The sequence below is a fragment of the Lactococcus sp. FSL W8-0209 genome, from assembly GCF_038006585.1.
GTDB lineage: Bacteria > Bacillota > Bacilli > Lactobacillales > Streptococcaceae > Lactococcus > Lactococcus lactis.
Window position 1 is genome coordinate 2,188,667 of sequence record NZ_JBBOVN010000001.1, and the last position, 13,511, is coordinate 2,202,177.

The 13,511-nt window shown below is 35.4% G+C and carries 16 protein-coding genes; 1 reads left to right on the forward strand and 15 read right to left on the reverse strand.

Annotated features, from left to right (window positions below; genetic code table 11):
- Positions 1 to 194: 194 nt before the first annotated feature.
- Positions 195 to 983 carry a pyrroline-5-carboxylate reductase gene (proC, locus tag MKX45_RS10810; protein WP_057720516.1) on the forward strand — a complete coding sequence of 263 codons (789 nt, stop codon included), beginning with the start codon at positions 195 to 197 and terminating at the stop codon, positions 981 to 983.
- 77 nt (positions 984 to 1,060) lie between these two features.
- Here the strand turns inward: proC and rpsO are convergent, their stop codons facing one another.
- From rpsO to gmk, 15 genes are all read right to left on the reverse strand, one after another.
- A complete protein-coding gene (gene rpsO, locus MKX45_RS10815; protein WP_015427039.1) occupies positions 1,061 to 1,330 on the reverse strand; it encodes a 30S ribosomal protein S15 in 270 nt (89 codons plus the stop codon).
- Positions 1,331 to 1,511: 181 nt separating this feature from the next.
- Positions 1,512 to 3,395, reverse strand: a complete 1,884-nt coding sequence (pknB, locus tag MKX45_RS10820; RefSeq protein WP_340817196.1) for a Stk1 family PASTA domain-containing Ser/Thr kinase — start codon at positions 3,393 to 3,395, stop codon at positions 1,512 to 1,514.
- Entirely contained in the window at positions 3,395 to 4,171 is a 777-nt protein-coding gene (locus tag MKX45_RS10825; RefSeq protein WP_057720518.1) for a Stp1/IreP family PP2C-type Ser/Thr phosphatase, read from the reverse strand. Before MKX45_RS10825 ends, pknB begins: the two co-directional genes overlap by 1 nt.
- Before the next feature lie 79 nt (positions 4,172 to 4,250).
- The gene (gene rsmB, locus MKX45_RS10830; protein ID WP_057720519.1) at positions 4,251 to 5,525 is read right to left on the reverse strand and encodes a 16S rRNA (cytosine(967)-C(5))-methyltransferase RsmB; all 1,275 of its coding nucleotides are present in this window, start codon (positions 5,523 to 5,525) and stop codon (positions 4,251 to 4,253) included.
- A gap of 198 nt (positions 5,526 to 5,723) precedes the next feature.
- The gene (locus MKX45_RS10835) at positions 5,724 to 6,230 is read right to left on the reverse strand and encodes an Asp23/Gls24 family envelope stress response protein (protein ID WP_012898444.1); all 507 of its coding nucleotides are present in this window, start codon (positions 6,228 to 6,230) and stop codon (positions 5,724 to 5,726) included.
- Between the two features lie 20 nt (positions 6,231 to 6,250).
- A complete protein-coding gene (locus tag MKX45_RS10840; RefSeq protein ID WP_057720520.1) occupies positions 6,251 to 6,439 on the reverse strand; it encodes a DUF2273 domain-containing protein in 189 nt (62 codons plus the stop codon).
- Between the two features lie 10 nt (positions 6,440 to 6,449).
- On the reverse strand, positions 6,450 to 7,010 hold the full coding sequence (amaP, locus tag MKX45_RS10845; RefSeq protein WP_128267987.1) for an alkaline shock response membrane anchor protein AmaP: 561 nt from the start codon (positions 7,008 to 7,010) through the stop codon (positions 6,450 to 6,452).
- Between the two features lie 27 nt (positions 7,011 to 7,037).
- Positions 7,038 to 7,280, reverse strand: coding sequence for a GlsB/YeaQ/YmgE family stress response membrane protein (locus tag MKX45_RS10850; protein WP_003131476.1), 243 nt, complete (start codon positions 7,278 to 7,280; stop codon positions 7,038 to 7,040).
- Positions 7,281 to 7,454: 174 nt separating this feature from the next.
- A complete protein-coding gene (gene fmt / locus MKX45_RS10855; RefSeq protein WP_015427044.1) occupies positions 7,455 to 8,414 on the reverse strand; it encodes a methionyl-tRNA formyltransferase in 960 nt (319 codons plus the stop codon).
- Positions 8,411 to 8,875, reverse strand: coding sequence for a VOC family protein (locus MKX45_RS10860; RefSeq protein WP_057720522.1), 465 nt, complete (start codon positions 8,873 to 8,875; stop codon positions 8,411 to 8,413). The genes fmt and MKX45_RS10860 overlap by 4 nt, the downstream gene beginning before the upstream one ends.
- Positions 8,841 to 9,362, reverse strand: coding sequence for an NUDIX hydrolase (locus MKX45_RS10865; protein ID WP_057720523.1), 522 nt, complete (start codon positions 9,360 to 9,362; stop codon positions 8,841 to 8,843). Before MKX45_RS10865 ends, MKX45_RS10860 begins: the two co-directional genes overlap by 35 nt.
- A gap of 195 nt (positions 9,363 to 9,557) precedes the next feature.
- Positions 9,558 to 9,749, reverse strand: a complete 192-nt coding sequence (locus tag MKX45_RS10870; protein WP_240664890.1) for a nuclear transport factor 2 family protein — start codon at positions 9,747 to 9,749, stop codon at positions 9,558 to 9,560.
- A 58-nt stretch (positions 9,750 to 9,807) separates the two neighbouring features.
- Positions 9,808 to 12,147, reverse strand: coding sequence for a primosomal protein N' (locus tag MKX45_RS10875; protein WP_057720524.1), 2,340 nt, complete (start codon positions 12,145 to 12,147; stop codon positions 9,808 to 9,810).
- Positions 12,148 to 12,285: 138 nt separating this feature from the next.
- Positions 12,286 to 12,639, reverse strand: a complete 354-nt coding sequence (rpoZ, locus tag MKX45_RS10880) for a DNA-directed RNA polymerase subunit omega (RefSeq protein WP_010906189.1) — start codon at positions 12,637 to 12,639, stop codon at positions 12,286 to 12,288.
- Positions 12,640 to 12,819: 180 nt separating this feature from the next.
- Positions 12,820 to 13,437 carry a guanylate kinase gene (gmk, locus tag MKX45_RS10885; protein WP_003131468.1) on the reverse strand — a complete coding sequence of 206 codons (618 nt, stop codon included), beginning with the start codon at positions 13,435 to 13,437 and terminating at the stop codon, positions 12,820 to 12,822.
- Positions 13,438 to 13,511: the final 74 nt, after the last annotated feature.

Consider the following 13,511-nt stretch of genomic DNA (forward strand, 5'->3'; position numbering starts at 1 on the left):
ATGTTTACCTAATTATACCATAATCAAGGGGCATTTTCGTTATCTTTTTAATTCAAATCCTCTCAATATGCGCTAAATATACAGGCTAGTACTAAGATTTAAAAAAAATCTGATTTATTTTACGATGCTACTAAAGTGATTTATTATTACTTTTTATGATAAAATGGACGAAAAGAAAAGAAGGGATTTTATTTATGAAAACAATAGGTTTTATTGGAGTTGGAAAAATGGCAACAGCTATTATTTCTGGACTTGACAAAAATAAATTCAAAATCATTATTTCCGGACACAATTTAACAAAAACTCGAAATCAAGCGGAAACTCTTAATGTTACGGCTGCAAGTAATCATGAAGAACTTGTTCAAGAATCTGATTTTATCATTCTATCAGTTAAACCTCAAGTACTTCCCTCTGTTTTAAGTAAATTAATCAATCATTTAACTAAAGATAAAACATTAATTTCAATTGCTGCGGGACTCACTTTATCTGACTTGAAACATCTGGCTGATTCAGAAAATCAACCGATCATCCGAGTGATGCCAAATATCAATGCACAAATCGGTCAGTCAACATCAGCCATTGTCAAAAATGAATTTGTTGATGATTCTGCTTATGCTACAGTTCAAGAAATTTTTAAATCAACTGGTTCTGTCCATGAAATTGCTGAAAAAGATTTTTCAACATTTGCAGCAATTGCCGGTTCAAGCCCTGCTTTTATTTATATGTTCATTGATGCCATGGCACGTGCCGGTGTATTGCATGGTATTCCTAAAGATCAAGCCACAGCAATTGTTGCCGAAACGGTTCGCGCTTCAGCTGAAATGATTCTCCAAAGTAGTGAAAATCCTTGGTCATTAGTTGATAAAGTCTCAAGTCCTGGTGGAACTACTGTCGCTGGTGTAGTGAGTTTAGAACAAAACCATTTTATCGGAACAGTTATTGATGCTATTAGCGCTACTATCGAAAAAGAAAAAAATCTTTAAAAATAAAAAAACTAGAAGGAAAATGCTCCTTTTAGTTTTTATTTTATAAAATAAAAAATGCCATATGGCATTTTTTATTAACGACGAAGTCCCAATGAAGCGATAAGTTCACGGTAACGTTGAACGTCTTTTTCACGAAGGTATCCAAGAAGGTTACGACGGTGACCGATTTTTTTCATCAAACCACGTTGAGTTGCGTGGTCTTTTTTATGAGATTTGATGTGGTCGTTAAGGTGGTTAATTTCCCAAGTCAATACAGCGATTTGTACTTCAGGTGAACCAGTATCGCCTTCTTTACGAGCGTATTGAGCGATGATTTCTTGTTTTTTTTCTTTTGAAATTGCCATGAGTTTTTCTCCTTTATTTGTATTGCCCAGTCCGAGTGACAGCTTGGCAAGCATGAAACCAAGAACGGGTTGTAAAAAACTACTCTACCATGATACACTTTTTTGCCTAATTTTACAAGCTTCTTGTAAATTAACTTATTTATCAAAAAACTAGGAACACGAGATTCCTAGTCTATTTTTCTCAACTACTTGATGACGTTGTTGAAGATTCTTTGTTGCTATTGTTGTTATCTGTTGACGGCTGACTTGTTGTAGAGCTTGAAGTACTTGAAGTTGTGCTTGACGAAGTTTCAGGCGTCGTTGTTGATTCAGAAGTTGTTGAACTTGAACTTGGAGCAGTATAGACGCTATAAGTGACTACAATTTCTTGAGTTGGATCAACAGACGCTCCAACAGTCGGATAAACAGAATATACATAACCGTCAGCTTGTTGACTCGTTGTTGCTTGAGGGTCTAGTGTAATATTAGTGAATCCTGCAGCTTTTAAAGCAGCTTGATACTGTGAATAAGTCATATATTGACCGTTCGGTTTATAATCCGGAACTTCAACTTGTTTTCCACTTGAAACTTCAAAGGTAATTTTTTCACTCCCTTTGGTATCAAAACTAGAACCTTTTTTAGGGCTTTGTTTAATGATTGTACCTGCTGGGTAAGAATCACTAGGAACGGAAGTTTGAGTGACTTGGCTTTCATCAATACCATAATCCTTAAGTAATGTTGCCATCGCCTCATCAATCTTTTCACCGACAAAGTCCTTCATTTTGATGATATCTTCATTTCCCGTAGAAACATAAATATCAACGGAGCTATTAGATCTCACGGTTGTTCCACTAGTTGGGACAGTCTTGATAACATTTCCTTCAGCAATCGTTGAACTTTGTTGTTTATGAACTGTTCCTACTTTAAGTTTTGCATCTTTAATTTTGCTTTTTGCTTGGCTAAGTGTCGAGTTTGTCACATTAGGTATCTTAACATTAGTTGGTGTTGAGACAACCCAAGCCAAAGTAGCACCGCCAACAACTAAAAGAAGGATAACAAGACCAATAATCAAGCCTTTTTTAGATTTTTTGTTTTTATTTCCTACTTCTGAGCTTGCAGCTTTTTCATCTGTTTGTGAATCATTATCTTCTTTTTTATCAATCAGAGGCTTGGTGTCATAAGGATTAATTAGATTGGCAGGCATAATTTTTGTTTCATCATGATCCTTATTGAAAACTAATTTTTCTTCCCCACGACGGTCAAGACTCGTTGAAGTTGCCACATCAGTCATCATTTCTTCTACATCAGTATAGCGATTTTTAATATCTTTCGCTGTAGCTTTAATGACAACATTTTCCAAAGCTTGCGGAACTTCTGGATTGAGATTAATGATGCTTGGAATACTCTCTTGGAAATGTTTTAGAGCAATAGCAACTGCAGAATCTCCATCAAAGGGAATTTGACCTGTTAAAAGTTCAAATAAAATAATTCCAATCGCATAAATATCTGATTGAACAGTTGCATTTGAGCCACGCGCTTGCTCTGGTGATAAATAATGAACTGAACCAAACATTGTATTTGTTTGAGTAAGTGAAGTTTCAGAGAGTGCTTTCGCAATTCCAAAATCCGTTACTTTTACAGTTCCACTACTGGAAACTAAAACATTTTGTGGTTTTAAATCCCGGTGAATAATACCATGTGAATGGGCCATGTCCATTGCTGATAAAATTTCAGTAATAATTTCAATAGCTTCATCATTGGCTAAAGGTGCATTTTGATTGATGTATTGTTTAAGTGTCATGCCGTCAACAAATTCCATGACAATGTATTGTTGACTTTCAAATTCACCAACATCAGAAATACCTACGATATTTGGATGTGAAAGTTCTGCCATGGCGAATGCTTCTCGCTGAAAACGAGCAATCGCGATGTCATCATTTTCAAAATTTGAACGTAGCACTTTTATTGCAACCAAGCGGTCACCAAGAAAAGTATCCTCACCTTGATAAACATTCGCCATTCCGCCGCGTCCGATTTCTTTGATAATCCGATAACGATCGGCAAAGATTTTACCGATTTGAATCATCAACTAACCTCCTGCGCTGGTGTTTCGCTTTCTGTCGTTTCATCATACTTAATCAAAACGACGGTAATATTATCCAAACCTCCATGTTCATTGGCTAAACGAACTAAAGCTTCAGATTTATTATCTAAAGTTAAATCTTCACGCTCTAAAACTTCCATAATTTCGGTAGTTGAAACCATGTTTGTTAAACCATCGGAGTTCATCAAAATAATGTCCCCAACTTGAAGTTCTAAAACTTGAATATCTGCTTGAACTTCACTAGTTTGCCCAAGTGAACGAGTAATGATATTTTTATTCGGATGAACTTCAGCTTCCTCTTCGGTAATTTGTCCTGCATCTACAAGCTCTTGAACTAAAGAATGGTCTGTGGTTATTTTATTTAATTCACCATCGCGCATTAAATAAGTTCGACTATCACCTACATGGGCAGAAACGAGCATTCCTGCTTTAATAACCAAGGCTTCAAGAGTTGTTCCCATTCCTTGGTATTCATCAAGTTTTCCAAGGCTGGCAATATTTTCATTTTCATTACGAACTTGGTTTTTTAGCCAAATCTCAAGAGTTGCTTCTGGTGTTCCCGCATCAAAAAATGTCTCTGACCAAAGTTTGCCGAGATCTTCTACGGTAAGTTTACTTGCGACATTACCTGCTTTGTGCCCTCCCATGCCATCAGCTAATAAAAAAAGCTGATAACCTGCACGGTTGACATAAGTACCGGCATAGTCTTGATTAGTACTACGTTTTGAACCGATATCTGATAAAATACTGTATTCCACTTTTTCTCCTTAACAAGAATAAAGTTTTATTTTTAGGTCTAAAAATTACTGACAGAATTAAAAAAATATTTGTCAGCAGTTATTCGCCTATTTTCTTAAATTTCGCGATGAAAAAGCCATCTGTATGATACATTTCTGGAGTAATAAAAATACATCCTTCTTTAATCATATCTGCCTTATCGCTAGAAATTTCAACTTGTTCAAAATTAGGATGACTTTCTAGAAATTGACGAACAACGTCAAAGTTCTCTTCATCAAAAATTGTACAAGTACTATATACCATTATACCACTTTTTTTCAGGCTTTTCGAGGCGCTGTTCAGAATTTCTAGCTGAATTTTTTGTAAATCGACAAAATCCGAACTTTCTTTTCTATAGCGAATATCTGGTTTGCGTCGAATTAATCCAATACCTGAACACGGAGCGTCCACAAGAATTCGGTCAAATTTATCTGAACCAAATTCTTCAAAAATCATTGTCGCATCGGCTTTTTGAGTAGTAATTTTATCCGCAACATGTTGACGCTCTGCATTTTGATTAATTAAATCAAGTTTATGATCATATAAATCTAGTGCTGTGATATGGCCACTTGTTAAATATTGAGCCATATGAGTACTTTTACCACCAGGAGCTGCACAAGCGTCAAGAACTTCTTCTGTTCCTTCTAAATCAAGTTGAGGGGCAACTAATTGACTTGTTTCATCTTGAATCGTAATTCTGCCAGATTGAAATTCTTCTGTCATTGCAAAATTTCCACTGTCAGCAATTAGAGCACTTTCTGTCAGTAGAGAAGCACGCGATCCTGCAATTTCTACGGTTGGGTCAATTCTTCGTAAGCTAACGTGACTTGGCTTTTCAAGACTTTCTAAAATTTCTCCTGTTCTTTTTCCACCAAATTGACGAACCATTTTATCCAATAAAAGTTTGGGCATTGAATATTTTGTTTCCCAATCCTTTGGTTCTTCATTTCGATGTTCAGAACGCATGAAATTGCGTAACACAGCATTGATAAAGTTAGCCGTTGCTTGGCCATCACGACGTTTAGCGATTTTGACTGCTTCATCTACTGCTGCCGAAGTTGGGACCTTATCCATAAATAAGATTTGATAAACTGTAAGTAATAGGAGCATTTTTGCCCAAGGTTTTGGTTCTTTTTTCAAGAAGGGAGTAATATGCCACTCCAATAAATCTTTTTTAGAAACCACTCCATATACAAGGGCAGTCACAAAAGCTTTATCAACTGTGGATAGTTCAGAATCTCGCAAATTTCGATCCAATGAAATATTGGCATAAGCATCATTGCCAAAAATGTCATTCAATACATCGAGTGCGGTTTGTCTTGCATTTTTTGTCATAGAGCTATTATACCCTTAGTAGTCAATGACTGTCAATGACTTTCGTCAGATGATTTTCCTTAAATTTCTTAAAAACACTCTCTTTTCATGATTCGTTTGTACTATATATAATACTTAACCGTTTTCTATTTAAAGTAAAATTTTCTTGAAAGTAACAAAAAAACTGACATCTTGTCAGTTTTTTTGTTAAATTGATTCTTATTTTACACGAGCATCATCACCCATGTCATCAACTTTTTCTTTGACTTTATCTACTTGATCAGATGTAAATTTCCCTGTTGTTTGAGCTGCGCCAACCACACGATCTTGTAAACTTTTTTCATCATCTTTTTGTTGTTCTTTTGTTTTAATATCAACAACTGTAACATTAACTTCAACAACTTCTAAATCAGTCATATCAGAAACTTCTTTACGAATGACATCCTTAATTTTTTGATAAATATCAGGAACATTCTTCTTGTATTCTGTGACTACTTTTAGGTCCACTGCAACTTGTTTTTTACCAACTTCTACACCGACACCTGCTGTAACATCATCTGTATTTACTAGTTTTCCTGTCAGATTTGAGAAAAATCCTCCATCGACAGACAATAGTCCATTGACAGATTCAAGGGCAAGTCCAACAATTTTTTGAATCACTTTATCTTCGTAAGTCAAGCTACCTTTAACTTCAGTTACTTCTGTTTTTGTGTTTTCTTGTACCATAATTTCCTCCTAGTATTTTCTTATTTTTTCTTTAACAGTTGTTCAATGATTCCCGTACGTTTAAGATAAAGGCCAACGAAAATTCCTAAGCCAATTAGTAAGAAGAGAAGAATCATTTTCCAAAATCCGATTGTGAAGATACAAATAGCTATAATTAAACCTACTATTCCTCCAATTATCGGATAGCGATATCTTTCTAAAAGATTCATTTCCACCTCCTTACTCTACACGACGACTTGTCGAACTTTTATTTTCAGCAAGTGAGCTAACTTTTATTTTTAATTTTAAGTCATAGTTTATACCAAAGAAATTTTGGATACTTTCTTTAATTTCTTGCTCAATTTCTTTTGTTTTTTCGACAATCTCAACTCTGGGAATAATTTCTCCTTTAACATCAATTTTTATTTTGGCTTGATATAAAGTCACATTGATTTTTGGATTTCTGATATAACCGTTGTTACTAACAATTTCTCTGACCAATCCTTCGATTGCTGAAACTTTTAAAGTTAGATTTCCTGTTTTATCATCTAGTAGAACTTCCTGATAAGTTTTTGGATAAAAAATAAGAATCAGCAAACAAATTAACAATAATGCTCCTAAAATTGAAGAGCTGATAAATATATATTGGGAAAGATGATTCCCAATGTAAGGAATTTCTGATGTGGGCATAAGCTCCCAACGAAAATTCATATAATTAAAGTAATCCCATAATATGGGGATAAGAATGGTGAGAAAGAATAAATCAGCCAAAATAAAAATAAATTTTTTTCCTTTTGACACGATACCTCCTCTCTTTTGCTGCTCTATCTAGTTGTTAGCTCTACCTAAGAAGAATGAAACAACAGCAACAACGATGACAGCACCAACAATAGAAGGGATAAGTGCCATACCAGCTAAACTTGGACCCCAAGAGCCTAAAAGCGCTTGCCCTACAAAAGACCCAACAAGACCAGCTAAAATATTAGCAATCCATCCCATTGATTTGCCCTTATTTGTAATTGCTCCTGCAATTACACCAATAATAGCTCCGACGATTAATGACCAAATCATAAATACCTCTTTCTAGTACAGTTCCTGTACATTTTTAATATATCAAAGTTCAAGCAACTTTTAAAGTAATTCGCTTTCTTTTTATTACACCCTAACTTGCTTGCTAAATTTTGAAGTAAAAAAAGTTCTATCATTAAAATTGATAGAACTTTTAATTTATTATTGTGGACAAATTTATTCGCCAAACTTATCCCCAACTTGTATTTTTTGACCTAGGCCATTAAGAAAGCTAACGATATCCATCTTGGGTTTACCGGCTGGTTGAACGAAAAGAAGTTCAAGAAGTCCCTCGCCTGTGGCAACTTTTAATGATTTTTTCGTTTTTTCCACAATTTCACCAGCTTGTAAGTTACTGACAGAATCATCAGCGACTTTTGTTTCATAAATCTTGAAACGCTCGCCATTCCATGTGGTATGAGCAACTGGGAATGGATTCATTCCACGAACTTTATTGAAAATTTCACGTGCAGATTTATTCCAGTCGATTTTTTCTTCTTCTGGCGAAATATTAGGACTAAAAGTCACTTCATCTTCGTTTTGAGCTTGAGCTTTTAATTGGCCAGTCAGATATTTTGGCAATGTTTCAAGTAACAAATCACGTCCAACAAGAGCTAACTTTTCAAACATAGTGCCAACATTATCATCCTCAAGAATTGGAGTAGAATCTTGAGCAATCATGTCACCGGCATCCATTTTACGAATCATTTCCATGATGGTTACACCAGCTTCTTTTTCGCCATTCATAATAGCATAATGAATAGGTGCCCCACCGCGATATTTTGGTAGTAAAGAAGCATGAGTATTGACTGCAAATTGAGCAACATCTAATAATTTACCTGGCAAAAATTGTCCAAAGGCGGCAGTCACAATTCCAACTTCTCCTGATTCAAGGAGCGTCATGATTTGAGTCATTTCTACTGAGCCAGAAAGTTTTTCTGGTTGAAGAACAGGCAAGTTAACCGTTAAGGCAAGTTCTTTAACTGGTGTCATTCTTAATTCCTGTTTCCGACCAACCTTACGGTCTGGTTGAGTCACTACTGCTAAAATTTCATATTGATTAGAATCAATCAAACCTTTTAAAACGGTCGCAGCAAATTGTGGTGTCCCCATAAAGATAATTTTTGTTTTTGTCATAAGTTTTCAAACTCCTCGATAATAATTTTCTTTTGTTTCATTAATACTTGAACAGCCTTATCGCCTTTTGCCATTAACTGTCCAAGATTTTCTGGAATAATTTGCCAAGAAATACCAAATTTATCTTTGCACCAACCGCATTGTTCGGCTTCTTTAACATGAGAAAGTTTTGACCAATAATCATCAATTTCGGCTTGATTTTTACAAGTCACAGTAAAACTAACTGCTTCATTAAATTTGAAAATTGTACCGCCATCAAGGCAGATAAAGTCAAGGCCATTCAGACTAAATTCACCATTTAATACTTTTCCAGACATTCCTACGAAATGCTCATCTAGCTTTTCATCAGGATAATATTCGATGTTTTTGATTTTTGAATTTGGAAATACAGATACATAATAGTTCATTGCTTCTTTGGCATTGTTATCAAACCAAAGGCTTGGGATAATTTTTGCTTCCATAGTTGACCTTCCAATCTCTGTAAATTTCAGCTTTATCCACATGGGGATAATTATTGATTTCGGCAATTACTTTTAGGACAAGTGGAGATGAATTTTCTACTGACAAGTTTTTAATCGATTTCCAGACTGCTCTGTCAGAATCATTTTTTCCGTCAGCAACAAATTGTGGTAATTTTTTGGCTACACTATTTAATTTTACATCAAAAAGATTGAAAACGTGGTGTGTGACGACTCGACGGTCATTTTCATAAATCCAAGCGGAATACAGGCGATTATTAGTACTTGAAAGAACCGTAAAGCCAGTTTCTTCAAGAACTTCTCGCTCTAATGTATCAACCATTGATTCACCAACTTCTTGCGAACCTCCAGGTAAATCAAAGCGAGTTTGATAAGGACCTGAATTTTTTTCAATGACTAGTAATTTATCATTGTCAATTGCCACACCATAGACTCCAAAATGCTTCAATAAATCAAATTTCTCAACCATATTTACCTCATTTCATTTCAAAAACGGCCGAAATTTTTCATGTTTTTGTTCAAATTCCTGAATTTCACAAATTTTATTTCCAGAAAATTTAACAAGAGAAAGACCGTCAAAAATATTTTCTTCCCCTTTATAAACATAGTGGAAAGTCCATGTGAAAAACCCAGTTTCCTTATCTACATAAGACTTATCCACAGTTCATGACTTCACTTTATTTTCCACAGGATGATTCCACTGACGAAACCATTTTTCAATTTCCGCTTTTCCTTCGTATTGCGCCCCGTAGCATTCGGTGTAGCTAATGTCTTCTGACAGGGCTGTCAGTAACTTTTTGATGTCTTTGGTCAGCCATGCGTCAATTGTTTGTTGAAAAAGTTCTATTTTCTGCATTTTCCACACCAACTTTCGTTTGTTTTCAAATTCTCAACTTTTCCACCTGTGGAAATTTTTATACAAAATTTTGTGGTTCACTATCAATCAATACTCGTAAATTTTTGTTATCCCGAATCTGGGTTAATTCAAGCACTTGATTCAAAGCTGATTCTAATTCTTCTTCAAAACGATATTTAACTAAGATTTGATAATGATAAAGGTTATGTGTTCTGGCAATTGGTCTGGCGGTTGGCCCTAAAATTTTAGCTTTTTCTGTCAAATTTTGCTTGAGTAATTGAGCGATCTCATAAGATTTTTGAATGGCAACTTCTTCATCTTGATGAGAAACAAGCACTTGAACGGTGAAATAATAAGGTGGATAGGAAAGTTCACGACGAAATCTCATTTCCATTTCATAAAATTTTTCGTAATCTTGAGCCTTGGTCATTTCAATGGCGTAATGATGTGGATTGAAAGTTTGAATGAAGACTTCACCTTTTTTATCTGCTCGTCCAGCTCGTCCAGCCACCTGCATTAACAATTCAAAGGAACGCTCACTCGCTCTAAAATCAGGTAGATTTAGGCCAGTATCTGCGTTAATGACACCCACTAAGGTTACGTTTGGAAAATCTAAACCTTTGGCAATCATCTGAGTTCCTAAGAGGATATCAGCTTCATGATTACCAAATTTTTCAAGAATTTTTTCATGAGCATTTTTTGTCCGAGTTGTATCTACATCCATTCGCAAAACTCGTGCTTCAGGCATAATTTCTCGAAGTTCTTCTTCGACTTTTTGCGTTCCTGAACCGTAATAACGAATTTTTCGTGAATGACAATTAGGACAAGTTTGCGGAATTCCTTCGACATGACCACAATAATGACAATTCAAAGTTCGGGTATCCATGTGAAGGGTCAAGGAAATATCGCAATTGGGACAATCAACAACAAAACCACATTCGCGGCACATGACAAATGAAGAATAACCCCTTCGATTCAACATCAAAATGACTTGTTCATCTTTGTCAATTTTTTCTTTTATTTTTGTCAGTAAAGAGTGTGAGAAATTAGCAGATTGGTCAGAAATTTCACTGCGCATATCAATGATTTTTATTTCTGGCAGGATTGCTGCTTCATTTGCCCTTTTTGTCAGTAATAAAAGTTCATAAACTCCGCGCATGGCACGTGCTCGCGTTTCTAAACTTGGCGTTGCAGAACCTAAAACAAGTCTTGCACCATGCCATTTTGCACGCAAAAGCGCAATATCTCTTGCATGATAACGAGGACTTGAATCTTGCTTATATGACGTTTCATGTTCTTCATCAATGATGATAATTCCCAAATTTTCAACAGGTGCAAAAATAGCTGAACGTGCACCGACAACTACCTGAGCTTTGCCAGATTTAATTTTTCGCCATTCATCATATTTTTCACCATCAGATAAACCAGAATGCATAATCGCCACTTTATCTCCAAAACGAGCAATAAATCGATTCGTAATCTGTGGCGTCAGTGAAATTTCTGGCACAAGCATAATTGCTGTTTTACCGAGTTTGAGAAAATGGTCAATGGTCTGTAAGTAAACTTCTGTTTTACCGGAACCAGTAATTCCTTCCAACAAAAAGGGTTTGTCAGAAGATGCAATTATTTTTTCGTAAGCTGCATTTTGTTCGAAGTTGAGAATTTTAGCACTGTCATTTTCCACAGCTTCAAATTTTTCTTTCGTCCTCGAAATTTCAACCTCTTCAATTTTGACTAGGTCATGCTCAACGAAAAATTTAATGATTTGTGAAGAAAAATTTAATGATTTGACCGCAATTTTTTCTTCTTGAAGTCGTAATAGAAAATATTTCAACTCTAAGCGTTTTTTAGCTCTCTTTTCAATTTCAAATTCAGCTAGTTTTTCGATATCTGGAATAGATAAGAATTTTTCTGTTTTTCTATTTTCTTTAGATTTTGCTAAATATTCTACTGACAGATGACCCAAACGCACAGCCTTTGTTGACGAGATTTTTTCTGCTTCTGTCAGTTGTGACCATTTGACAGAAGTTCCGTCAGTTGATTTTAGGAGCTTGTCATAATTAGAATTCAAAAGATTAGGTAACATGGCTTTTAGACATGAAATTTTATAAGAAAATACTGAATGACGCATTTCATCTGCCAACCAAAGTTGTTCATCCGTTAGGACTGGCTCAACGTCGAGTAGTTCAGAAATTCCTTTCAAATTTACTGACGGCTCAAGTTCTTCATCTTCAAATCCAATGACAATTCCTTGAACAAGCCTGTTTCCACTTCCAAAAGGAACATGAACCCGCATGCCCACTTCAAGCAAATTTTCAAATTCAGCTGAAAGGCTGTAAGAAAAGGGTTTATCCGTCTGCATCAGAGGCACATCAACGATGACTTTAGCAATTTTCATTTATTTTTGACCTCCGTTTTCTTATCTTTAATTATAACAGAAAAGCATTTTTCCTGCTTTTGACTTATCCGCTTCTTACTGACAAAGCTGTCAGTAACTTTTAGAAATAAAAAAAGCGCCAATTAACGCTTAAAAAATTTATTCTGCAGCAGCTGCTTTAGCGGCGCGGCTATTTTTTTGTTTTGCTTCTTCTTCAGCTTCTTCTTTAGCAATTTGCTCTTTGATGAGTTGTTCTTTCATCTTAGCTTGCAAACGTTCCAATTCGCGTTTTTCAACTAAAGTTTCACGTTTCAATTCAGGTGATGGGTGAATTTTAACTGTTCCATCAGCAATTTCTTCCAAAGCACGCAAAGTATTTTTTACAGCTTTAAATTCTTTTGTTGGACGTTCTTTATCACGCAATTCATGCGCACGTTTTGCTTCCAAAACTACTAAAGAATATTTTGAATCAACTTGGTCCAATAACTTGTCAATTGAAGGTTCTAACATCATAATTCATTACCTCATTTTCTAAACTTTTCATTCTATTTTTACTGACAGACTTGTTATCGTCAAAACAAAATTCTGTCAGTAAAATTTATCAACTTAATCATTTCTGGCAGGACTATCAGTAGAACTGATAGCTCCTTCGCATTAAACCAACAAATCTGTCAGTAATTTTTTCCAATTAAATCAAACTTTCACATCATCAATCATATGAACATAGCGTTCAATCACGCGGTCCACTCGGTAATGCTCAGCTTCAATAATTTTCTTAACACGTTCGGCAGCAAGTTCAACTTTGTCATTAACGACGGCATAATCATATTCACTCATCAAGCGAATTTCTTCTTTTGCTTTTTCAAGTCGTGAAGCAATGACTTCAGCCGAATCTGTCCCACGTCCAACTAAACGTCCACGCAATTCTTCCAAATCTGGTGGAGTCAAGAAGACAAAAACACCATCTGGAACTTTTTCCTTCACTTGAAGCGCACCTTGCACTTCAATTTCTAGAAAAACATCTTTTCCTTCGTCCAATGTCTGATTGACATAAGTTAAAGGTGTGCCATAATAATTTCCAACATATTCAGCATATTCCAGCATCTGACCATTGCGAATCATTTCTTCAAATTCATCACGTGTCCGGAAATAATAATCTTTTCCATCTACTTCGCCAGGACGTTGCTTACGCGTTGTCATTGACACTGAATATTCAAAGTTGTTTTCACTCTCAAAAATTTTAGCACGAACTGTTCCTTTTCCAACACCAGAAGGCCCAGAAAAAACAATTAATAAACCACGCTCACGCATTTTTTCCTCCGATATATCTCTAATTCCATCTCTTAATCAACGATTAATCTCATTCTATCAAAAGCTAGCTCTTA

What these genes read in the sequence shown, in the direction of transcription:
- MKX45_RS10850 (WP_003131476.1), bottom strand. Translation starts at nt 7,280, where the DNA reads ATGATTTGGTCATTAATCGTCGGAGCTATTATTGGTGTAATTGCAGGA.
- MKX45_RS10870 (WP_240664890.1), bottom strand. Translation starts at nt 9,749, where the DNA reads ATGCAGAAAATAGAACTTTTTCAACAAACAATTGACGCATGGCTGACC.
- MKX45_RS10875 (WP_057720524.1), bottom strand. Translation starts at nt 12,147, where the DNA reads ATGAAAATTGCTAAAGTCATCGTTGATGTGCCTCTGATGCAGACGGAT.
- fmt (WP_015427044.1), bottom strand. Translation starts at nt 8,414, where the DNA reads ATGACAAAAACAAAAATTATCTTTATGGGGACACCACAATTTGCTGCG.
- rpoZ (WP_010906189.1), bottom strand. Translation starts at nt 12,639, where the DNA reads ATGATGTTAGAACCTTCAATTGACAAGTTATTGGACCAAGTTGATTCA.
- gmk (WP_003131468.1), bottom strand. Translation starts at nt 13,437, where the DNA reads ATGCGTGAGCGTGGTTTATTAATTGTTTTTTCTGGGCCTTCTGGTGTT.
- proC (WP_057720516.1), top strand. Translation starts at nt 195, where the DNA reads ATGAAAACAATAGGTTTTATTGGAGTTGGAAAAATGGCAACAGCTATT.
- rsmB (WP_057720519.1), bottom strand. Translation starts at nt 5,525, where the DNA reads ATGACAAAAAATGCAAGACAAACCGCACTCGATGTATTGAATGACATT.
- MKX45_RS10865 (WP_057720523.1), bottom strand. Translation starts at nt 9,362, where the DNA reads ATGGTTGAGAAATTTGATTTATTGAAGCATTTTGGAGTCTATGGTGTG.
- MKX45_RS10840 (WP_057720520.1), bottom strand. Translation starts at nt 6,439, where the DNA reads ATGAATCTTTTAGAAAGATATCGCTATCCGATAATTGGAGGAATAGTA.
- MKX45_RS10860 (WP_057720522.1), bottom strand. Translation starts at nt 8,875, where the DNA reads ATGGAAGCAAAAATTATCCCAAGCCTTTGGTTTGATAACAATGCCAAA.
- rpsO (WP_015427039.1), bottom strand. Translation starts at nt 1,330, where the DNA reads ATGGCAATTTCAAAAGAAAAAAAACAAGAAATCATCGCTCAATACGCT.
- MKX45_RS10835 (WP_012898444.1), bottom strand. Translation starts at nt 6,230, where the DNA reads ATGGTACAAGAAAACACAAAAACAGAAGTAACTGAAGTTAAAGGTAGC.
- pknB (WP_340817196.1), bottom strand. Translation starts at nt 3,395, where the DNA reads ATGATTCAAATCGGTAAAATCTTTGCCGATCGTTATCGGATTATCAAA.